General features: G+C 66.0%; 17 protein-coding genes (1 of these 17 cut by a window edge). 12 read left to right on the forward strand and 5 right to left on the reverse strand.

Annotated elements, in window-relative coordinates:
* Positions 1-400: the end of an MFS transporter gene (locus ABS361_17285; GenBank protein XBY43802.1), read on the forward strand. The gene continues 866 nt to the left of window position 1, outside the view; only the last 400 of its 1,266 coding nucleotides appear in the window; its start codon lies beyond the left edge, outside the window; it ends in the stop codon at positions 398-400.
* Between the two features lie 9 nt (positions 401-409).
* Here ABS361_17285 and ABS361_17290 read toward each other — a convergent pair whose 3' ends face one another.
* The gene (locus ABS361_17290; GenBank protein XBY43803.1) at positions 410-871 is read right to left on the reverse strand and encodes an Lrp/AsnC family transcriptional regulator; all 462 of its coding nucleotides are present in this window, start codon (positions 869-871) and stop codon (positions 410-412) included.
* Between the two features lie 61 nt (positions 872-932).
* On the opposite strand from ABS361_17290, the gene ABS361_17295 reads away from it, so the two are divergent.
* From ABS361_17295 to ABS361_17340, 10 genes are all read left to right on the forward strand, one after another.
* Entirely contained in the window at positions 933-1,763 is an 831-nt protein-coding gene (locus tag ABS361_17295) for an aspartate/glutamate racemase family protein (GenBank protein ID XBY43804.1), read from the forward strand.
* A 25-nt stretch (positions 1,764-1,788) separates the two neighbouring features.
* Positions 1,789-3,093 (forward strand): FAD-binding oxidoreductase, encoded by a 1,305-nt coding sequence (locus ABS361_17300; GenBank protein XBY43805.1) that lies wholly within the window; start codon positions 1,789-1,791, stop codon positions 3,091-3,093.
* Between the two features lie 56 nt (positions 3,094-3,149).
* The gene (locus ABS361_17305; protein ID XBY43806.1) at positions 3,150-3,656 is read left to right on the forward strand and encodes an L-2-amino-thiazoline-4-carboxylic acid hydrolase; all 507 of its coding nucleotides are present in this window, start codon (positions 3,150-3,152) and stop codon (positions 3,654-3,656) included.
* A gap of 63 nt (positions 3,657-3,719) precedes the next feature.
* Entirely contained in the window at positions 3,720-4,835 is a 1,116-nt protein-coding gene (locus tag ABS361_17310; GenBank protein ID XBY43807.1) for an ABC transporter substrate-binding protein, read from the forward strand.
* An 85-nt stretch (positions 4,836-4,920) separates the two neighbouring features.
* Positions 4,921-5,835: a branched-chain amino acid ABC transporter permease gene (locus tag ABS361_17315; protein ID XBY43808.1), complete on the forward strand. Its 915-nt coding sequence runs from the start codon at positions 4,921-4,923 to the stop codon at positions 5,833-5,835.
* Positions 5,828-6,847 carry a branched-chain amino acid ABC transporter permease gene (locus ABS361_17320; protein XBY43809.1) on the forward strand — a complete coding sequence of 340 codons (1,020 nt, stop codon included), beginning with the start codon at positions 5,828-5,830 and terminating at the stop codon, positions 6,845-6,847. Before ABS361_17315 ends, ABS361_17320 begins: the two co-directional genes overlap by 8 nt.
* Entirely contained in the window at positions 6,844-7,596 is a 753-nt protein-coding gene (locus ABS361_17325; protein XBY43810.1) for an ABC transporter ATP-binding protein, read from the forward strand. Before ABS361_17320 ends, ABS361_17325 begins: the two co-directional genes overlap by 4 nt.
* On the forward strand, positions 7,593-8,333 hold the full coding sequence (locus tag ABS361_17330; GenBank protein ID XBY43811.1) for an ABC transporter ATP-binding protein: 741 nt from the start codon (positions 7,593-7,595) through the stop codon (positions 8,331-8,333). The genes ABS361_17325 and ABS361_17330 overlap by 4 nt, the downstream gene beginning before the upstream one ends.
* The gene (locus tag ABS361_17335; GenBank protein ID XBY43812.1) at positions 8,330-8,815 is read left to right on the forward strand and encodes an L-2-amino-thiazoline-4-carboxylic acid hydrolase; all 486 of its coding nucleotides are present in this window, start codon (positions 8,330-8,332) and stop codon (positions 8,813-8,815) included. The genes ABS361_17330 and ABS361_17335 overlap by 4 nt, the downstream gene beginning before the upstream one ends.
* On the forward strand, positions 8,812-9,984 hold the full coding sequence (locus ABS361_17340; protein ID XBY43813.1) for a M20 aminoacylase family protein: 1,173 nt from the start codon (positions 8,812-8,814) through the stop codon (positions 9,982-9,984). Before ABS361_17335 ends, ABS361_17340 begins: the two co-directional genes overlap by 4 nt.
* A 391-nt stretch (positions 9,985-10,375) precedes the next feature.
* Here ABS361_17340 and istB read toward each other — a convergent pair whose 3' ends face one another.
* Together istB and istA are read right to left on the reverse strand one after the other, a co-directional pair.
* Positions 10,376-11,104 (reverse strand): IS21-like element helper ATPase IstB, encoded by a 729-nt coding sequence (istB, locus tag ABS361_17345; GenBank protein ID XBY43814.1) that lies wholly within the window; start codon positions 11,102-11,104, stop codon positions 10,376-10,378.
* Positions 11,104-12,603, reverse strand: coding sequence for an IS21 family transposase (istA, locus tag ABS361_17350; protein XBY43815.1), 1,500 nt, complete (start codon positions 12,601-12,603; stop codon positions 11,104-11,106). Before istA ends, istB begins: the two co-directional genes overlap by 1 nt.
* A 308-nt stretch (positions 12,604-12,911) precedes the next feature.
* Between istA and ABS361_17355 the strand changes: the two genes are divergently transcribed.
* Positions 12,912-14,114: an integrase arm-type DNA-binding domain-containing protein gene (locus tag ABS361_17355; GenBank protein XBY43816.1), complete on the forward strand. Its 1,203-nt coding sequence runs from the start codon at positions 12,912-12,914 to the stop codon at positions 14,112-14,114.
* Positions 14,115-14,270: 156 nt separating this feature from the next.
* Here the strand turns inward: ABS361_17355 and ABS361_17360 are convergent, their stop codons facing one another.
* Both ABS361_17360 and ABS361_17365 read right to left on the reverse strand, forming a co-directional pair.
* Positions 14,271-15,758 carry a hypothetical protein gene (locus tag ABS361_17360; GenBank protein XBY43817.1) on the reverse strand — a complete coding sequence of 496 codons (1,488 nt, stop codon included), beginning with the start codon at positions 15,756-15,758 and terminating at the stop codon, positions 14,271-14,273.
* Positions 15,751-20,760: an AAA domain-containing protein gene (locus ABS361_17365; GenBank protein ID XBY43818.1), complete on the reverse strand. Its 5,010-nt coding sequence runs from the start codon at positions 20,758-20,760 to the stop codon at positions 15,751-15,753. Before ABS361_17365 ends, ABS361_17360 begins: the two co-directional genes overlap by 8 nt.
* Positions 20,761-20,836 lie beyond the last annotated feature (76 nt).

Genomic DNA, 20,836 nt, shown 5'->3' on the forward strand with positions numbered 1-20,836 from the left:
CGGCTATTATCCGGTCTTCGTCGCCGCGCTCGTCGCGCTGCCGATCCGGGCGCTGATCGCGGCGACCTGGATCTCGCCGTGGGCAGTCATTCCGGTGCAGGTGCTCGATGGCGTCGGCGCCGGCCTGCTCGGGGTCGCGGTGCCGGGGCTGGTCGCGCGCATGCTGCGCGGCACCGGCCACGTCAATGCCGGCCTCGGCATGGTGATGACCGTTCAGGGCATCGGCGCCTCGCTGAGCCCGAGCTTCGCCGGCGTGATCGCCGCGCGGTTCGGATTCTCGGCGGCCTACATGGCGCTCGGGGTCGCGGCCGGGATCGCGCTCTGCGTCTGGCTGGTGGCGCGCGGCCATATGCGCATGGCCTGCGACGTCACGAAGGAAGCGACGGCCGGGAGGGATTGAAGGAACACATCACGCATACCGCAACGGGATCGCGGTCGTGAACTTCATCTCCTCCATGGCGATGAACGAGGTGATGTCGGTGAAGTCGAGCCGCGTGATCAGTTGCTTGTAGACGGCATCATAGATCTCGACGGAGGGGACGACGAGGCGCAGCAGGTAGTCGATCTCGCCGGTCAGCCGATAGGCCTCGACGATCTCGGGGATGTCGGAGATCGCCTTGCGGAAGGCCTCCAGCCATTCGATCGAATGGCGCGACGTGCGCACGCCGACGAAGACGGTGGTTCCGACGTTGGCGCGGCGGCGGTCGATCAGGGCCACGCGGCGCGCGATCAACCCGTGATCCTCGAGCGCCTTGATGCGGCGCCAGCACGCAGAGACCGAGAGGCCGACGGTGTCGGCCAGATCGGCGACGGCGACGGTCGCGTCGCCCTGCAGCTCTTCGAGGATTCTCTTGTCGCGAATATCGAGCACGACGCACTCCGTTTGCGAGTAGAGAATAAATGACGCAAAATGATCTCGTAAATAATCAAGAATGCGCAATCGGCTTGCGTATTTGCCCGCATATTGTGCAAACGACGCGCATTCTCAGCATCGCTCCTGCGCTACGGTTTCGACGTCGAAGCCAAGACGGAGCAGCAACGTGTCTCGCATCATCGGTCTCATCGGCGGCATGAGCTGGGAAAGCACCGCAACCTATTATCGTGAAATCAATGAGATGGTCCGCGAGCGCCACGGCGGCCTCGTCTCGGCCGACATCCTCCTGCGTTCGGTCAACTTCGACGAGATCGTCGCGCTGCAGAAGGCCGGCGACTGGGACGGCGCCGAGGCGCGCCTCGCGGAGGCCGGTCGCGGCCTGGCGGGTGCGGGCGCCGGCTGCCTGCTCATCTGCACCAACACCATGCATCTGGTCGCCGAGGGGGTGGAACGGTCGGCCGGGGTGCCGTTGATCCACATCGTCGACGTGGTCGGGCGCGATCTGACGGCGCGCGGCGTGAAGACGCCGTTGCTGCTCGCGACGCGCTACACCATGGAACAGAATTTCTGGAAAGACCGGCTGCGGCGGAAGTTCGATCTCGACGTCATGGTCCCGGACGAGCAGGATCGCACCATCGTCCACGACGTCATCTTCGACGAACTCTGTCGCGGCGTGATCAAGGAAGCCTCCCGCGAAAGTTACATCAGAATAATCAACGCAGGCAAAGCGCGTGGCGCCGACAGCGTGATCTTCGGATGTACCGAAATAGGGCTTCTCATCAATTCCGCCGATACGGATCTCGCGGTATTCGATTCGACCAAACTCCATGCCCGGGCCGCTGCGGACTTCTTCGACGGTCGCCTCGACATGGCTCCCCTCGCCGCCTGACGGCGCCTCGCTCGGAAAGTCGGTCATGCCCGCGCACACCTCGCCGTTCCCACCCTCCCTCTGGGCCGCCATGACCCCGGATCGCCCGCCGGCGCCTCAGTTGGCGGGCGAGACTACGGCCGACATCGCGATCGTCGGGGGCGGCATCACCGGGCTCTCCACCGCTCTCGAACTCGCCTCGCGCGGACGCTCCGTCGTCCTCGCCGAGGCGGCTTCGGTCGGGTGGGGCGCCTCCGGACGCAACAACGGTCAGGTCATCCCGACGATGACCGGAGCCGAACCGGACGTCATGGCGCAACGCTTCGGCGAGACCGGCGAGCGCTTCGCCCGTCTCGTCTGCGACAGCGCGTCCTATGTCTTCGATCTGATCCGTCGCCACGGCATCGATTGCGAGGCGGTCCAGAACGGCTGGTTCCAGCCGGCCCATTCGCCGGGTCGCGTGAAGCTGTCGGCCGCCCGCGTCGAGGCCTGGGGCCGGCGCGGCGCGCCGGTCCGCCTGCTCGACGCGGCCGAGACGGCGGTGCTCACCGGCTCGAAGGACTGGTACGGCGGCATGCTCAACGCCTCCGGCGGTCATCTCAATCCGCTCGCTTATGTGCGGGGTCTGGCGAAGGCGGCGGAAGCGGCCGGAGCGCGGATCTTCGAGGGCACGGCGGTCACCGGCATCGAGAAATCCGGCGAGGGCTGGCGGCTGACCACGGCCGGCGGCACCATCGTCGCCGATCGGGTGATGCTCGCCTCCAACGGCTACACCGACTGGTTCGCCCCGTCGCTCGCCCCGAAGATCGCCCGTTCGCTGATCCCCGTCCTCTCCTGGCAGATGGCGACGGCACCGCAACCCGATCACGTCCGCGCCTCCGTCCTGCCCGGGCTTCAGGCGCTCTCCGACACCCACGGCGATCTGCGCTTCTTCCGCTGGGATGCGCGCGGCCGGCTCGTCTCGGGCGGCGCGATGATCGTTCCCTTCGACGGGGCGCGGCGGCTGAAGGCGCTGATCGGCGAGCGTCTCGCCGGGATCTTCCCGCAGATGGGCGTGCCCGGCTTCGATTACGTCTGGAACGGCCGCATCGGCATGACGCACGACCGGATGCCGCGATTCCATCGGCTGGCCGAGGGGCTGTGGACCTGGGAGGCGTGCAACGGCCGTGGCGTCGCGCTCGCCTCCGCCCTCGGTCCGGTCTTCGCCGACGCGCTCGACGGCAAGCCGGAGAAAGAGCTTCCCGTGCCACTGACCGAGGTGCGCCCCTATCAGTTCCACGCCGTGGCGAAGCTCGTCGCCCCGGCGATGCTCGCCTGGTACCGCTTCAAGGACGGTCGCGAGCCCGCGTGACGACGAGACCCGAGACCACCCCATCCCCGGAACGCAAGAGCAACAGGAAGAACCAGATGTCCGATACGTCCCCCTCCGGCCGAATGGTCCCGATCGAGTGGCTCCAGGGCGCCTTCGCCATGCGCGCCGCGGCCTATGCCAACATGTTCGATGTGCTGCGCGATGCCTTCGGCACCGACAAGGCGGTCGAGCTGGTCGGCGAGGCGACCCGCCGCATGGGCGTGACCATGGGCGCCAAGTTCGCCGACCTCGGACCGGCGAACCTCGTCGGGCTGAAGGACCGCTTCATCGGCGGCATCCCGGCCGTCGACGAGATCTTCGCCCCGGAGATCCGGCAGTGCGACGACGAGCGCCTCGAGATCAAGTTCCATCGCTGCCCGCTCAAGGAGGCCTGGCAGGCGATGGGTCGTTCGGAGGAGGATCTCGAACTCCTCTGCAAGGCCGGCGGCGCCATCGACGGCGGACTCTTCAAGGCGGCCGGCTTCGTCTTCAAGGGCGAGACCTGGAAGCCGGGCGAAGAGGGCTGCTGCCGCCTGGTGGTCGAGCCCGGCACCGCCGCCTGAGGCAAATCAGTTTCGGAATTGGCATTCCATCGGCCCCCTGAGGCCCTCGAGTGGAGAAAGAGTATGACGTTCACCCGCAGGACCATCGTCGGCTTCGCGCTGATCGCCCCCTTCGCGGCCGCGCCGGCCGTTGCCGCCGACGCGATCCGCCTCGGCTACCAGCTGCCGCTGACCGGCAACACGGCCCAGTACGGCCAGGACTTCAAGACCGCGGCCGAGATCGCGCTCGAGCGCTTCAATGCGTCCGGCCGCCTGCCGGTCAAGGTCGAGATCGTGTTCGAGGACAGCCGCTCGGATGCCAAGGAAGGCGTGGCGATCGCCCGCAAGTTCGTCGACGACGAGAAGATCGTCGGTGTGCTCGGCGACTTCACCTCCGGCGTGTCGATGGCGGCGGCGCAGGTCTACAAGGAGGCCGGCATGCCGCAGCTCTCCCAGACCGCCTCGCATCCGGACTACACCAAGATCTCGGAATGGCAGTTCCGCAACATCACCACGCAGGCCGGTGAAGGGCCGTTCAACGCCGACTGGATGCTCTCCAAAGGCATCAAGAAGGTTGCGGTGGTCGCCGAGCAGACCGACTGGGGCCAGTCCGTCACCAAGTACTTCAACGAGCGTCTGACCGCGCAGGGCGGCACCGTGGTGCTGACCGAGTATTTCAACCGCGGTCTGCCCGACTTCCGCTCGCTGCTCACCAAGATCCAGCGCGAGAAGCCCGACGCCATCTACACCGGCTTCTTCTACGAGGACGGCGCCAACTTCCTGAAGCAGGCGAAGCAGGTCGGCCTCAACGTGCCGATCTGGTCGACGTCCGCCGCCCACAATCAGAAGATCATCGAGCTCGCCGGCGCGGACGCCGACGGTCTGTCGCTGACCACCAACTTCCTGCCCAACAGCCCGAAGCCGGAAGTGAAGAGCTTCGTCGAGGCCTGGGTGAAGGCGCGCGGCGCCGAACCGGGCCAGTTCCCGGCGCAGGCCTTCGACGCCGTCAACATCATGCTCGAGGCGGTGGTGAAGACGTATCCGAAGACCACCCGTGCCTCGGTGCGCGACGCGCTCGCCGCCACCAAGGACTTCCCCGGCGTGACCGGCACGACGACCTTCGGCCCGGATCGCGAGCCGATGAAGTCGCTCGCCAAGGTCCGCGTCATCGGCGGCGCCTTCACGCCCGTCAACGACTGACGCCCTCCGGGAGCGGTTCGCCGCTCCCGCTCAGCCGCCCGGGCCACCGGCGCCCAATTGTTTCGACGCGACGCGAGGGCTCAGCGTGATCGATCCCTATTATCTGCAGCAATTGGCCATCGGCCTGTCACAGGGGGTGATCTACGCCCTGATGGCGATCGGCTTCACGCTGATCTTCGGCGTACTCAACGTCGTCAACTTCGCCCATGGCGAGGTCTACACGATCGGCGCCTTCGTCGGCCTGATCGTCGTCACCGCCTTCGCGCCGCCGCTCGTCGTCGTCGTGCTGATCGTCCTGGCGGTCGGTGCGGCGCTCGGCTGCGGGCTCGAGCGGATCGCCTTCAAGCCGTTCCGCCGCTTCTCCGACGAGGCGTCGCTGAAGTCGCGCGCGATGCGGGAATCGACGCTGATGTCGTCGCTCGCGGTCTCGATCGTCGCCCGCGAGGGGCTCGAGATCGCCTTCGGCTCGCAGATGCAGACGCTGCCCTTCGCGGCGCTGATCAACAAGCCGATCGCGCTCGGTCCGGTCACCATCGTCACCGGCGACCTGATCATCCTGGCCGTCGCCGCGGTGATGCTCGGATCCCTGCAGTATCTGCTGACGCGGACCCGCGTGGGGCTCTCGATCCGCGCGGTCTCGGCCAATCCGCTCGGCGCGAAGTACGTCGGCATCGACACCGACCGCACCATCCTCTTCACCTTCGCCATCGGCTCGGCGATGGGCGCGGCGGCCGGCATCCTGGTCGGGCTCTACTACGGGGCGATCTTCCCGGCGATGGGCTTCGTGCCCGGCATCAAGGCCTTCGTCGCCATGGTCATGGGCGGCCTCTCGTCGATCCCCGGCGCGGTGATCTGTGCGCTGCTGCTCGGGCTCTCCGAAGGCATCGCCACCACCTTCGTCTCGTCGAACTGGGCCGACATGGTCGCCTACGGCTTCCTGGTCGTCACCCTGATCTTCTTCCCACAGGGGCTCTTCGGCGCCGGGAGGGAACGTGTCTGAGATCTCTAAAAAGATGTCGCGCCCGGCGCTCGTGCCGATCGCGCTCGTGCTCCTCGTCTTCGCCGTCGCGCCCGCGAGCCTCGCCTGGTTCGGCAAGGGCTACTTCTTCCAGGTCGCCAATCTGGTGCTGATCTTCGCGCTGCTCGCCGCGTCGCTGCATCTGGTGACCGGCGTCGCGGGGCTCCTCCACCTCGGCCATGCCGCCTTCTACGGCATCGGCGCCTATGTCGCGGCGCTGATGGGGTCGGAGCTGAAGCTCGGCTTCCTGTGGGGTCTGCCGGCGGCCGGCCTGGCGGCGGGGCTCCTCGCCTTCGTGGTGGCGTTGCCGACCATGCGGCTCGTGTCGATCTACTTCGCGGTGGCGACGCTCGCCATCGGGCAGATGATCAACACGGTGCTGCTCAACTGGGTCGCGGTCACCAAGGGGCCGAACGGGGTAATGCTCTTCTCCGGCATCAAGCTCTTCGGCTGGTCGGTGAAGGGTGGCCTGTCGGTCTACTTCGTGGTGGCGGTGGTGGTCGGCCTGTCGATCTGGGCGCTGCACCGGCTGACCCATTCCTACTGGGGCAACGCGCTCCGGGCGCTGCGCGAGGACGACCAGTGCGCCGATGCCATGGGCATCGACACGGTGCGGCTGAAGATCGAGGTGTTCACGCTGTCGGCCGTCTTCGCCGGTCTCGCCGGCGCGCTGTGGGCCTATACCACCGGCTACGTCTCGCCCGGCGACTTCAACTTCTCCAATTCGATCCTGATCCTGGCGATGGTGGTCGTCGGCGGTCTCGGCTCGCTGCCCGGGGCGATCGTCGGCGCCGTGCTGCTGATCCTCCTGCCGGAGGTGCTGCGCTCCTTCGGCGATCTGCGCAACGTGATGGTCGGCATCGTGATGTTCGTCTCCATCCTCTTCCTGCCGAAGGGTCTCTTCGGCGAGGTCCCCGCGCTCACCTTCGCCCGTCGGGCACTGGGTCGGCGGTGGACGGCTGCACCGGGCGAACGGGAGGTCGGCTGGAAATGACGCTGGTCGAAATCGAAAACGTCACCCGTCGCTTCGGTGGCCTGCTCGCGGTCGACGCCGTCACCACGAAGGTCGAGGCGGGCGAACTGGTCGGCCTGATCGGGCCGAACGGGGCGGGCAAGACGACGCTCTTCAACCTGATCTCGGGCTTCACCACGCTCACGGCCGGCAGCGTCCGGTTCAAGGGCGAGGCGATCGACGGACTGAAGCCGCATGTGATCGCCGCCCGCGGCATGTCGCGCACGTTCCAGAACCTGCGCGTCTTCCCCAACATGTCGGTCTTCGACAACGTCTCGGTCGGCGCGGTCGGCAAGATGGGACTGTCGGCGGGGCGCGCGATCGTCGGCGGCGCCAGGCGCTCGCAGGCGATCTCGCGGGCCACCTGGCAGGCGCTGGAGCGCGTCGGACTGACCGAGGTCGCCGGCGAACTCGCCGCCAACCTCTCCTACGGCAAGCGCAAGTATCTCGAGATCGCGCGGGCTCTCGCCATGCGGCCCGACTTCCTGATCCTCGACGAGCCCGCAGCCGGCCTCAACGACAGCGAGACGGCGGAGCTCGCCCGTTTCATCCGCTCGCTCAACGCCGACGGCCTCGCCGTCATGCTGGTCGAGCACGACATGAACCTCGTCATGAGCATCTGCTCGCGCGTCGTCGTGCTGGCATCGGGGCGCAAGATCGCCGACGCCGCACCCGATGTGGTGCGCGCCGATCCGGCGGTGCTCGAAGCCTATCTGGGGGTCGAGGAATGAGCCTGCTCGAAATCCGCGGCCTGACCGTCGCCATGGGCATCCAGGAGATCCTGCACGGCGTCGATCTCGACGTGCCGGACAAGGGCATCGTCGCCGTGCTCGGCTCCAACGGCGTCGGCAAGACCACCCTGATGCGGGCGATCTCCGGCATCTATCGGCCGAAGTCGGGCTCGATCCGGTTCCGGGGCGAGGAGATCTCGAAGCTCAAGAGCCACGAGATCGTCGCCCTCGGCCTGCTCCAGTCGCCGGAGGGGCGCCAGATCTTCTCGTCGATGAGCGTCCGGGAGAATCTGGTGCTCGGCGGCGGGCGGCACGGCACGTCGGAGCTCGACCGCGTGCTGGCGCTCTTCCCCAAGCTCGGCGAGCGCATGGCGCAGACGGCGGGCTCGCTCTCGGGCGGCGAGCAGCAGATGCTGTGCATCGCCCGGTCACTGATGGCGAAGCCCTCGCTCCTGCTCCTCGACGAACCGTCGCTCGGCCTCGCGCCGAAGTTCGTCAAGGGCATCTTCGACCTCGTGTCGCAGATCCGCGCCGAGGGCCTGTCGATCCTGATCGTCGAACAGAATGCGAAGGCAGCACTCCGCATCGCCGATCGTGCGGCGGTGATGGAATCGGGCAGGATCGCGCTCGAAGGGGCCGCCGCCGACCTCGCCGGCGATCCGCGCATCGTCGAGGCCTATCTCGGCGGCCATGTTCACGAACAGCCGGCGGCGACCGGCACGGGAGAGCGCGCATGAACCTGCCGATCATCGAACGTCGTCGCATCGAGGCCGAGATCCTCGGCCACGTCTATGCGGTGCTGAAGGCCCGGTCCGGCGAGGACGAGGCGAAGGCGGTGATCGGCGAAGCGGTGTCGCGCTCGGCGATCGAGCAGGGCGCCCGCTTCCGCGAGGCGCTCGGCCGCGATCCCGATCTCTCCGACTTCGACGCCATCCTGCCGAACTGGACGACGGGCGGCTCGCTCGAGCTCGAAGTGCGCCATGCCGCGCCCGATCGGCTCGACTTCGACGTCACCCGTTGCCGCTATGCCGAGATGTACCGCGAGATGGGGCTGGGCGAGATCGGCCACCTCCTCTCGTGCAATCGCGATGGCGACTTCTGCGTCGGCTACAATCCGAAGATGGAGCTGACGCGCACCGAGACCATCATGGGCGGGGCGAAGCGCTGCGACTTCCGCTATCGCCTCGAAACCACCCAGCCCGAGGAGAATCGTCCGTGAACGCTCCCACCCGCTTTTCCTCCGAAGAGATCGACGAAGCGGTCGCCTGGCGGCGCGAACTGCATCAGATGCCGGAACTGGCCTTCGAGGAGCATCGAACCTCGGCCTTCGTCGCCGAGCGGCTCGCCGCCTTCGGCCTGAAGGTCGAGACCGGCCTCGGCGGCACCGGCGTCGTGGCGACGCTCACGCGCGGCACGTCGTCCCGCGCCATCGGCCTGCGCGCCGACATGGACGCGCTCGCCATCCACGAGGCGACGGGGCTCCCCTACGCTTCCAAGAACCCCGGCCGGATGCATGCCTGCGGCCACGACGGCCACACCGCCATGCTGCTCGCCGCCGCGCGGTCGCTCACGAAGAGCACGACGCTCGACGGCACCGTGCATTTCATCTTCCAGCCGGCCGAGGAGAACGAGGGCGGCGCCGAGCGGATGATCGCCGAGGGGCTCTTCCACCGCTTCCCCGTCGAGGCGGTCTTCGGCATGCACAACTGGCCGGCGCTGCCGATCGGGCGGGCGGGCCTCACCACCGGCCCGATGATGGCGGCCTTCGGGATCTTCGAGATCGAGGTGAAGGGTCGCGGCGCCCACGGCGCCATGCCGCATCAGGGCGTTGATCCGGTCGCGGCGGTGTTCCAGATCGGCTCGGCGCTGCAGACCATCGCCTCGCGCAACGTCTCGCCGATGTCGTCGGCGGTCGTTTCGGTCACGACGGTGCACGGTGGCGACGCCTGGAACGTCATTCCAGACGCCTGCAAGATGAGCGGCACCGTGCGCTGGTTCGCGCCCGAGATCGGCGACCTGATCGAGACGCGGCTGAAGGCGATCGTCCACGGTATCGCCGGGGCCATGGGCTGCGAGGCGACGATCGACTATCAACGCCGCTACCCGGCGACCATCAACGACGCCACGGAGGCCCGCTTCGTCCAGGGCGTCATCAGCGACATGGCGCCGACGCTGATGCTCGAGAGAGACATCGAGCCGAGCATGGGCGCGGAAGACTTCGCCTTCATGTTGCTCGAGAAGCCCGGCGCCTATGTCTGGGTCGGGCAGGGCCGAGGGCCGGGCGAGGCCGGTCTCCACTCGCCGCGCTACGACTTCAACGATGCGGCGCTGCCGATCGGCGCGGAACTGTGGACGCGCATTGCCGAAGCCAAGCTGAGGGCGTCCTGATCCCCGCTACGAGGCCTTCGCACCGCGAGGACGACCGTCATCGCCGTGCGAGGGCCGAGGCGTACCCCTCTCCCAACCGTCGCCTACGACCTGGCTCGACGCCCCCGGCGCGGGAATCTCGGTTCCCCGCGTCGGCTTTCGCGCCCAGCCTTAGACGACGGAACGGCCATGCCGGGAGAACACGGGCCTGAAAATCAAAAAGCCGCGCTTTTGGGTGTCAATCGGCGAGCAATCTTGACCCCGGATCGGCGTCGAACTTTGACCCCCTGGTTTCGCGCAGTTGGGCGCTTCCGATCGAATGTCGAAGCTTCGCTGTGAGCATGTCGTCGGTGTCGTGACGGAGGGAGGGCGTAGCCCGACCGGAGGCACTATACCGACGACGGCGCCGATCTCAGGCCCGGTGTTTGAAGCGCCAGCTGTCGTTGCCGGTCTCGACGATGTCGCAGTGATGGGTGAGGCGGTCGAGCAGCGCCGTAGTCATCTTGGCGTCGCCGAACACCGACGGCCATTCGCCGAAGGCGAGGTTGGTCGTGACCACGATCGAGGTGCGCTCGTAGAGCCGGCTGATCAGGTGGAACAGCAACTGACCGCCGGATTGGGCGAAGGGCAGGTAGCCCAACTCGTCGAGGACGACGAAGCCGAGGCGGCAGAGCCAGTCGGCCATTCGCCCCTGTCGGCCGGCACGGGTCTCGGCCTCGAGCTTGTTCACGAGGTCGACGACGTTGAAGTACCGCCCCCGCATGCCGGCTCGGATGCAGGCCCGTGCGATGGCGATGGCCAGGTGGGTCTTGCCCGTGCCGGTACCGCCGATCAGCACGACGTTGCGCTGCTGGCCGATGAAGCCGCCGGCGGCGAGGTCTCTGACCAGGTTCTCGTTGATCGGCGTGCCGTCGAAGGCGAACTCGTCGATGTCCTTGGCGAGCGGCAGCTTGGCCACGCCCATCTGGTAACGGATGGAGCGGGCCTGCTTCTCGGCGATCTCGGCGGTGAGCATCGCCGCGACGATGCGCTGTGGGTCGTGGTTGCGCTTCAGGGCCGCCGCTACGATCTCGTCGTAGGCCGCCTTCATGCCGAACAGCTTCAGCTCGGTCATCGTGCTCAGGATCTTGGTGCGGTCCATCAGCCGGCCCTCCGCAGGTCGTCGTACCGCGCGCAGTCGGCAATCGGCTCGAACCGCAGCTTCAACGCATCCGGGGTCAGGATGCCGACCGGGATCGGCGCGGGCCGCCGTCGCGCCAGGATGTTCAGCACCACGTCGGCGGAGTGCACGCCTTCGCCGAGCGCCTCGGCGCAGGCCGCCTCGACCGCACCCAGTCCGTCGTCGAGCACCGCGGCGAGGATCTCCACCATCTGCCGGTCGCCGTCGTTGGAGCCGGCGAGCTTGCGGCGCACCCGATCCATCGCGCCCGGCAGAACCCAGTCCTTGAACGGGGCGCCGTTGCGCAGGGCTCCCGGCTTGCGGGCGAGCACCGGCACGTAGTGCCAGGGATCGTAGATCGTCTCGCCGCGACCGAAGGAGCGAGGATGCTCGGCGACCACTCGGCCGTCCTGACGAACGACGATCCGATCGGCATAGGCCCGGATCTCCACCGGCCGGCCGACCGCGCTCGCCGATACGGAGTATTTGTTGTTGTCGAACCGCACGAGGCAGGTCTTCGATACCGACGCCGTCACCGCGTGGAACCCGTCGAAGGGGCCGCGATACGGCACCAGCGACGCCCGCTCGGCTTCGAACGCTTCCCATATCGTCCGGTCGGGGAACTCCGGGTTCCGATGCGCCTTGGCGTAGGCGATGCACCGGTCGAGCAGCAGGGTGTTCAACTCGTCGAAGGACCGAACCCGCAGGCGCGGGGTGAAGAACCGCTCGCGGACCAGCCCGACCTGGTTCTCGACCTGCCCCTTCTCCCAGCCCGAAGCCGGCGTGCAGGCGACCGGCTCGACGAGGTAATGCCCCGCCATCTGCAGGAAGCGCCGATTGTAGGCCCGCTCCTTGCCGACGAAGATCGTCTCCACCGCGGTCTTCATGTTGTCGTAGATGCCGCGCGTGCAGGTGCCCCGGAAGAAGGCGAAGGCCCGGTCGTGGGCATCGAACACCATCTCCTGGCTCTCGCGCGGATAGGCACGGACGAACATCATTCGGCTGTGGCAGAGCCGGACGTGCGCCACCTTCACCGTCATCGGCAGGCCGTTCATCAGGACGACCTCGTGGCTCCAGTCGAACTGGTACGCCTCGCCCGGCGCGAAGGAGAGCGGCACGTAGGCGTCGACCTTCGCCGCCGACGTCTCCAACGCCCAGGCCCGCGCGTAGCGACGAACGGCGTCGTAGCCGCCTTCGTAACCCCGGCCGCGCAACTCCTCGAACAGTCGAACCAGCGTCAGCCGCTCACGCGCAGATGCTGCCGCGTTCGCCGCGAGCAGCCCGTCCAACTCGGTCTTCCACGGTCCGAGCTTCGGTAGCGGCTGGTTCCCGCGACTGTAGGAGAAGATCGTTTCACCGGAACGCAGCACCTTCCGGACCGTGTTCCGGGCAACATGCAGTTCGCGGGCGATCTCCTTGATCGAACGACCTCGAACGAAGAACTCGCGGCGTATCCGCGCAATCGTATCCACTGACTTCATCCCCCGACCGCCGCCCTCCACGAAAGGAACGGCAGTCTGCTCGCGGTGGCGGTAAGGGGGTCAAAATTGGACGCCGATCACCCCTCGTAGGGGGTCAAAGTTCCACGCCGAAACACACTTTTGCGCGGCTTTTGTGAAGGTAATTGGTGGAGCCAAGGACCACTAAACCAGCATCCACCACAGTGCGCTGAGATCCAAAAAATAAGCGGTTTTCCAACGTATTATGGCGCTTTTTGTCTACCCACGACCACACGGGACCGCTACTATCCAGCATCAAGTGGTGGGAGAGTTGGTGGGAGATACGGGAATTGGCAGCGAAGCTTCTCACCGCCCGCGAGGTCGCCGCGATCAAGGCGGACGGAAGGCACTCCATCGGCGACGGGCTCTATCTCGAATTGGTCGGGAACGCGCGGCGATGGTTCACTCGGTACACGATCCAGGGACGCCGTCGCGAGATGCAGCTCGGCTCGGCCGCCGACGTCAGCCTGAAGGAGGCTCGCGAACTCGTCGCAGACGTCCGCAAGGCGGTGAGGGCCGGCGTCGACCCCATCGAGCGCAGGAATGCGGTGGAGGTTGAAGATGCCAAGACGCCGAGCTTCGGGACCTTCGCCGACGAGCTGATCGGGACGATCGCATCCGGCTTTCGCAACGAGAAACACATCTACCAATGGAAGCAGACCCTTGGCGACGCCTATTGCGCCTCGATCCGGAAGAAGGCCGTCGACGCCATCACCACCGAGGACGTCGTCGACATCCTGAAGCCGCTTTGGACGACCAAGCAGGAGACTGCCTCCCGCCTGCGCGGGCGTATCGAGAAGGTCCTGGACGCGGCCAAGGCGCGAGGATGGCGCACCGGTGAGAACCCGGCCCAGTGGCGAGGGCATCTCGACCATCTGCTGCCTCGCCGTCAGAAGCTACAGCGCGGCCACCAGCCGGCGATGCCATATGACAAAGTCCCAGCATTCATCTCGCGCCTGCGGGGCCGCGACGCTGTTGCTGCTCGAGCACTCGAATTCCTGATACTGACCGCCGCCCGCACCGGCGAGGTGATCGGCGCCACTTGGAGCGAGATCGACCTCGGCATGAAGGTCTGGACGGTTCCGGCCGATCGGATGAAGGCAGGGCGCGAGCATCGCGTGCCGCTTTCGGGTCGGACAGTCGAAATCTTGAACGAGGTGGTGAAGCTCCGCGAAAGAGAGGAGCCCACGGCTCACCTGTTCCCGAGCAGTCTGCGAGGGCAACCGCTGTCGAACATGGCCTTCAAGCAGTTGTTGGTCCGGATGGGCGAGACCGGCTTCGTACCCCACGGCTTCCGATCATCGTTCCGCGACTGGTGCGGCGAATGCACCCCCTTCCCGCGAGAGGTCGCCGAAGCTGCGCTCGCCCATATCATCGGGAACTCAGTCGAGCAGGCCTATCGCCGGGGAGACGCGCTTGAAAAGCGCCGAGAGATGATGGAGGCGTGGGCAATCTACGTCGGCGGAACGAACGCGGTGCACCGAGGAAATTGAATCCGGTTGCACGGGTGGCTGGGCCCCTTCTTTCCTATCTTTAGAACGATGTCAGCGAGATTGGCAACGGCGCCAGCTCAACACGAGCTCCCCCAGGGCAACAACACTGGACGTGTTAGCCGGAAGCCGCTCACCGCAAAATTTGAAAACAACAGTTTAGCTGCCGCTGCTTTCAACCTTCTGCCTTGGCTGAAGCTCCTTGATAAGCCGATCGGGCGTTTCACGGTCACACATAAAAGTCCAGAGCTTATCGGCCACAAACGCTTGCGTGCGGGTAACGACATTCTCATCGAACGATGCCCATCCGAAGGGAACTGCATATCCAGACGAGGCGCCTATCGGCGCATGAGCGAGCACTGCCACCGCAATGTGCGGAACGATCATTATCTCCAATGCGGGCGGGAGATGGCTGAAATCCGCGGCAAGAACCTCATCGAAAGTCCGGTCGACGAACCAAGGAGCCTTGCCGGGAAATAGGCAGACAGCGCGCAATTCCGTTGCGCTTGCCGGCGCAACAGCAGCAATCCGACGACGGAGATAGGAGAGTGTGTCCCTATTCTGGGTGGTCGCTCCCCATAGACGGGTCTGGGGCGCTACGGAGAGCAGGAACTCCGGCTGGTCAGCGCCGCTGCGCAAACCATAGTCGACCACGTCAAGAAGCCGCCTCGCATTCGCTTCAGTGTACAGCGGACCGATGATCGGCACCGTCTTGCGGTCTACGCGCGGTTCGCCGGCCCGCCCGACCGCCTCCCGCCAGTAGCGGTTCACGTTCAGTCCAGACTTTGTGACAAATTCCTTTAAAAATTCAGGTGCCAGATCTACAAGTACCTCATACGCCTGCGGCACACCGATGTGGTTGCCGTTGACCTTAAGGTCGTCGATCAGCATCGCCGCCGCGCTTTCGATCTGCGGCCGGTCGGAAATCTCATGCTCTGCCCGCCAGGAGCTGAGGTCTATTTCCGGGAGGCTGGGCGCGGATGCCTGTGCGAATACCCGCACGCGAACCGGCACCTGAAAACGATCCTTGGGAACGACCCTGTCCACCGAGTACAGGTCCGGTTGCTGAACCTGCTCGCGGTCGCGGCGTTCGGCAAGTTCATGGAAGAACCTGCTGAAACGCTCGAATATCCTGTCCCCGACCTTTCCTGTTCGGGCGGGGTCTGCGATCGGCAGCTCCGGAAGCGACATCTCTACGGAGTCGATGGCGCGCGGGGGTTGCGGCGCAATGGCGAGCAGGTCGAATCCGAGGTCGCGGCGGCGTTCCTCGACGGTATAAATGGAAGGATCGTCGGCCCCTTCCCGGAAGAGGGCATCGCCTGCGGGCGTAAGCCAGAGGCGGCCCTCGCGCCGCTCGACCAACCCGGGTCCCGTGGCCTCGTTGAGCACGTAGCTGATCTCGGCCTGCTCGAACCCGAAGAACGCTGCTGCGGACCCCTCCTCAATCCCGGGAACCGCCTTCACCAGCCGCAACAGGAATTCAAGGCTCTGGCTGACCTTGCCCAATATTGCGATCTTGTACGCAACCTCATACTTGCGGCAGGGCAGAAGCACGTCATAGACGCCGACCTCCAACCGTCGATCCTCGTCGGCCGGAAGCAGTTCATGTCCCTTCAGACGCAGGAGCGGGCGCGGTTGGTTAGCCATGCGCGCCCCCCTCGGCCCGCGCCTTCCGAGGACGCGACGCCGCTTCCCGCACAGGCTGCGTCCCTGCGTGCCCGATGATGTCCTCCGCACTGACCGCGCGCGCCGCCCCCCGCGTAACCTGCCGTCCGAATGCTTCCGCCATGCGCCCCATCGGCCCCTGCGGGGACCACCGCCCCCTTACGCCCACGACCACCAGCCGGTCCATGGCGCGGCTGACGGCGACATTGATCCGGTTGGGCGTTGTCAGGAATCCCTCGCGCACGCGCCGGACACCAGCCTCCATCGGCCCCTCTTCGTTGTTCCTCACCAGCGAGAGAAGGATCACTGGGTTTTCCTTGCCCTGGTAGCTATCGACCGTCCCGACCTTCAGGTGACGGTCCAGAAGATAGGCGAGCGCCGACTGCCGCAGCTTCCGGCGGATGAGGTCGCGCTGCGCGGCGTACATGCAGATCACCCCGATGCCGGCAGGATGCTTCTGTTGCGTGAGCAGCCAGGTCCGGAACGGCTCGTGGCTATGCCAGTCCTCAAGCATCGCCACGATGGCGTCCGCTTCCGCCCGGTTGATCCGGCTCTTGCCGCCCTCTTCCGGCCGTTCGGTGGCGGCTTCGCCCATGCCGTCCGTTTCGATCCAGAGCAGCGGGACATCGAGTCTTGCCGGGAGTAACGCCGGGTCGATTTCCGGAGTCTGACGGCCGGCATGCAGCGGCATATCGGGATAGAAGGCCTCCGACACGACCTGCCCGATGGGCGCCAGCATCCGGTATTGCGTTTTGAGCCGCGCACCGGCGGCGGCGCCGTATGGCGTGGTGAAGACGCGCTCGAAATCGCTGCGTTTGATTTCACGCTTCGCTACGCTTGTGCGCTCGGCGACAGCATTGACGACCTCCGCCTTGTGCTGCGGCTCCAGCTGCGCATGATCTCCCACAAGTACGGCCCAACGCGCCGCTTGCAGCGGCACCAGCAGTTCGCTGGCGGTGCAGCGGGCCGCCTCATCGACGATGACAAGATCGAACGCCGTGGCGGTCAGCCCCAGCGCGGTACGCCCCAGGCCCACACAGGTTCCGGCGACGATCTGGCGCGTCCCGGCAAGAAAGCTCTCGAAGCTGCGCTGCGCGCGCGAAACACTGCCCACGAAATCCCGGCCAATGGCGGCAGCCTGGTAAAGTCTATCAAACCGGTCGGCGCCGGCGCCGCGCGCATGGCGCCGCATGACTGCCTGCGCGACGTCGTCCGGCAACGTTGACCATTCCCGCGCCTCTTCCCCATCGAGCAGAGCCGCGGCATCAAGTCTTTCGAGGTGCCGGCGCATGGTGTCCAGCAAGCTGTTCAGTCGCTGCTCATCCCGGTCCTCCTGCATCGTAAGGTCGGCGAGGGTTTCCGCCAGCGGGCGGATGGTCGTCTCGATAGCGGCGATTTCGTCGGCGGCGCTGTCGGGAAGCCCCAGGGCGCCGGCAATCTCCCCGAGGCGGTCGCGGAAAGAAGCCCGGAAGCGATCCTTGAATCCCTGCTCGACCTTCGGCGTGTGATAGGCGCGAAGCGGCAGCGAAACCTGTTCCTCGTCGCGCCCGATCCGCAACAGGCTCGGCTGCACCCCGCCGTTCCGGAACAGGGTAAGCACCGCCTCGGCCGCCGTGTTCACGGCCTCGTGGGACTGGCTCGCCAGCAGCACGTTGCGCGCCAGACCCTTCGTTAGAGCATAATGCGCAAGCGCCGCGATGAAGCGGGTCTTGCCGGTCCCCGGCGGCCCTTGCAACAGCCCGACCGGGCGGTTCGCCACGATAAGCGCGAAGGCCGCTTCCTGGTCGGGATTGAGCCCGTAGATGCCGAGCGAGTCAGCGGCGGGCTGGTGAGCGACCTTCGAGGGCAGCGCTCCAGTTCGCGGGTCGAATACCCCCAGAAGGTCGCGGGATCGCCCGTTGCCCGCCAGTATCCGGTCAACGGCGTCCGTCCGGCGTTTCAGGCTCTGGCGCTCCAGGTGGCTCCAGAAGCGCAGGCGCTGCCCAGCATCGACGATATGCGCCTGGTGCGCCATGTTTGTGTCGCTCGCGTCGATGACCGCTAGATCCGACCGCGATAATTGGAGGTCGAGCTGGCCGATGCGGCGCCACGCGCCCTTCTTATCCTGCCGCTCCACGCCGACGGTATCGTGGCGCGCGAACTCGAACGCCCCGCTTTCAAGGTCGATGGGCACCTTGTGACGGCCCGATCCGCGATCGAAGACGCTTTCGATCTGCGCGCTACCTTCGATGGTAAGCTCGTTCTCGACGTCGATCAGCGCTCGCCAAAGCGCCGGAACGTCAATCGACCTCGGGGCGGCGACAGGCCGTACCGCAATCTCCTCGGCAAGGGCGTCCTCGGCCGCCTCTTCCGCGACCGGCGCGGCGGCAGGATCTTCGACATCGACCGGCGCGGGGGCCAACCCCGTCCGTTCCGCCGCGACCCTTTCCTGCACTTCCGGGAGAGCCAGAAGAGGCGCCAGAGCGGACAGGTCGTTCACAAGGGCGCTTTCAACCGAAAGGGTTGCCACGACCATGTGGAATTCCTGGGCGGCGCTACGCTTGATCTGCCGCTGCTCCAGCCTGCGGCGCTTTGCGAATACGGGCTGTGCGTCGTTGTCCAGCCGGATATCCAGTTCCTCCGCTGCGCCGCGCAGCACGAAGAACAGCGTGCCCCGCGCGGCATCGCGGCGCACACGCAGAAAAATGTAGCCCTCGTCCGGTTCGATCGGGCCGGTGGCCGCACCGACAATGCTGACGGCGTAGTGGGCGGTAACATCGCCCGCGTCGTCTGCTGCCGGCGCGTTTAGCCGCGCAAGCGCAGCCTCAACCTGGTCGAGAAGCGGCAAGAGTGTGGAAAGGCGCGGCTCTTTTTCCCGACAGTCCGCGATGGCTCTCGCGATTTCACGCGCATCGCGCTCGGCCAGTGCGGCGCGGGTGAACACTTCCTCCGCTATTCTGGTGACCGCGAACCGGTCACGCTCGAAAAGGTTGCCCGACGGAGGGGCATAAGCCGCTGTGGTGCGCTCCCCGTCTGCACACGGCGAGAAATCCAGCGCGTCAATGAGGACGGGCGCGTTTTCCGCGAAAACAACAATGTTAGCGGGCGATATGTCGCCATGCCCCCGGCCGCTCTCATGAAGCGCATCAACCGTTCGCGTCAGGCGCTCCACGAAGGCCAGCGCTGCCGCAGGCGTCGTAAAATCCTCCGGCGGTGCCGCCAGAACAGCCGAGAGAGTCGGGCCTTCGACCCAGTCCTGTACGAGGGCCATGGAGTCGCCAAGCCACAACGCCTCATGGACCGTCGGCAGGCCCGCAGGACGGTCGGCCTTCGCCGCTGCGGCCTTTTCAAGGAAAGCCAGGATGGCCGCCCCCTCGCAGGCTGTGTCGCCCCATGAAGCCTGTTTCCAGAGCTTCACGACAACCGGCGCGCCGTTTTTCTGGCTCCGCCACATTTCCACGCGGTCGTTCTCGACGATGAGGTCTCCCGATTCCGGAAAGGCCGTTATGAGCTGACGCGCCGACCGGATGGCGCCGCGATGCCGCTCAAGCCCGGAGATGATCTCATCCCGCGTCGGGCGCTGCGCGGTCGCGCGGTTGAATCCCTGCAAGGCCTGGATGGCGTCCGGGTAGCGGCGGGACGGATCGAGTTCCAGCGCCTCGGCGAACCAGTCGTGGAGCGCGTGAAACGTTCCGGCCCCGTCGATGTCCGGATTCCACTCCGGCGGACTGCCGCCGGGAATTTTGCCGAACAGCAGCAGGTGGACAGCGACCGCCGTGAGGAACACGTCGCGGCACTGGGGCCCGCGTTCCACGCCCAGGTGGTCTTCCGGCACATCGACGCACGCAAGAAACTGGTAACGGGCCTCGCCAAGGGATTTGACCTCCGGGAAGCGCGCGGCCATCAGGTGGGAGAACTTGGCGGTGGTAGGCGCCTCAAGCCAGATGCTGTGGCCGCCAAGGTCGAGATGGGCGGCATCCTGCCCATGAAGATTCGCCGTTGAAGCGAGAATCTGGCGCGCCAGTTCGATCTTCTCGGAAGGCGCGAGCCGCACCGCTTCTGTTTCAGCGAACACGCCGAGTCTCTGCATTCGGCGACGGCGGTCATAGATTTCCCAGTAATGCACTCCCCGCTCCGGATCGTCGATCTTAGGGGGAAGCAGGGTTTGCTCGGCGGCGCTACTGCGATCCTTAAGCCAGTGATAGACGGCGTGTTCCCGTCCGGCAATTTCCCGGCGTCCTTCCTCGTTCTGAAAACGGGCGTCTGGACATTTGGTGAAATCCCAAAGACGCAGTGTGCCTAGGTTGTTCTTGTTGCCTTCCTCGGCGGCCTCATACTCGCGGTATATGTCCTGCGGATGCGAGAATGTGGGCACGTCCTCAGCGGTGAACCGCTCGAAACGCCGCCGCCCCGGCTGGAATGGCGAACTGGGACCGGCATTGAAGAAGCGGTGAAGACGCTCTTTCCAGAATGTGTCAGTCAGCGGCGTGGAAAGGTATGCGGCGGAGACGGTCCCGAACGCCGCGCGTTCACGGCCGCTGTCCTTCACGATGCTCAAGAACTCGTCGGCGGTTAGAACCTTTGCTATTTCAGTTTCGGCTATATCCGTGCGGTCGGCCTTTCCCGTGAGGACGACCAGCCCCTCTATCCGCGGCAGGGGAAGATTCCTGGTTTCAGGTCTCTTCTTGAACTCCGTGTTCAGCAGCCGAAGTATGTCGCGCGTGATGCCGGCGATCTTCGCAACGGGAGACGGGTCTTTATCGATGCCGTTCAGGTGCCAGTGGCCATCGACACTCGAAATCTTCCCGTACCAGTCTTTCAGGTCGATCAGGAATATCCGCTTATCGGATACGATCACGACATCGATCTCGCGAGCCCGCCCTACGCCGAGAACGAGGTCAAGGTTTGTGAACGCATACCAATCGGCGGGCAGGTCGGCCCTGAACCGGTCGATCCCTTTGATCTCGCGTTTATGCACGCCGCGGCCGGCGTTTGTAATTTTCATAAAGCCTAGCCTCAATACGCCACATGCAACATAGCTAGGTTTTAGTGGCGTATCGATGCCTCCTTTGGGTGTGGCA

The organism is Ancalomicrobiaceae bacterium S20, from assembly GCA_040269895.1.
GTDB lineage: Bacteria > Pseudomonadota > Alphaproteobacteria > Rhizobiales > Ancalomicrobiaceae > Methyloraptor > Methyloraptor flagellatus.

Coding starts and splice junctions, on each gene's coding strand:
- ABS361_17360 (XBY43817.1), bottom strand. CDS start 15,758: ATGGCTAACCAACCGCGCCCGCTCCTGCGTCTGAAGGGACATGAACTG.
- ABS361_17335 (XBY43812.1), top strand. CDS start 8,330: ATGAACCTGCCGATCATCGAACGTCGTCGCATCGAGGCCGAGATCCTC.
- istB (XBY43814.1), bottom strand. CDS start 11,104: ATGGACCGCACCAAGATCCTGAGCACGATGACCGAGCTGAAGCTGTTC.
- ABS361_17300 (XBY43805.1), top strand. CDS start 1,789: ATGCCCGCGCACACCTCGCCGTTCCCACCCTCCCTCTGGGCCGCCATG.
- ABS361_17325 (XBY43810.1), top strand. CDS start 6,844: ATGACGCTGGTCGAAATCGAAAACGTCACCCGTCGCTTCGGTGGCCTG.
- ABS361_17295 (XBY43804.1), top strand. CDS start 933: ATGCGCAATCGGCTTGCGTATTTGCCCGCATATTGTGCAAACGACGCG.
- istA (XBY43815.1), bottom strand. CDS start 12,603: ATGAAGTCAGTGGATACGATTGCGCGGATACGCCGCGAGTTCTTCGTT.
- ABS361_17305 (XBY43806.1), top strand. CDS start 3,150: ATGTCCGATACGTCCCCCTCCGGCCGAATGGTCCCGATCGAGTGGCTC.
- ABS361_17365 (XBY43818.1), bottom strand. CDS start 20,760: ATGAAAATTACAAACGCCGGCCGCGGCGTGCATAAACGCGAGATCAAA.
- ABS361_17310 (XBY43807.1), top strand. CDS start 3,720: ATGACGTTCACCCGCAGGACCATCGTCGGCTTCGCGCTGATCGCCCCC.
- ABS361_17330 (XBY43811.1), top strand. CDS start 7,593: ATGAGCCTGCTCGAAATCCGCGGCCTGACCGTCGCCATGGGCATCCAG.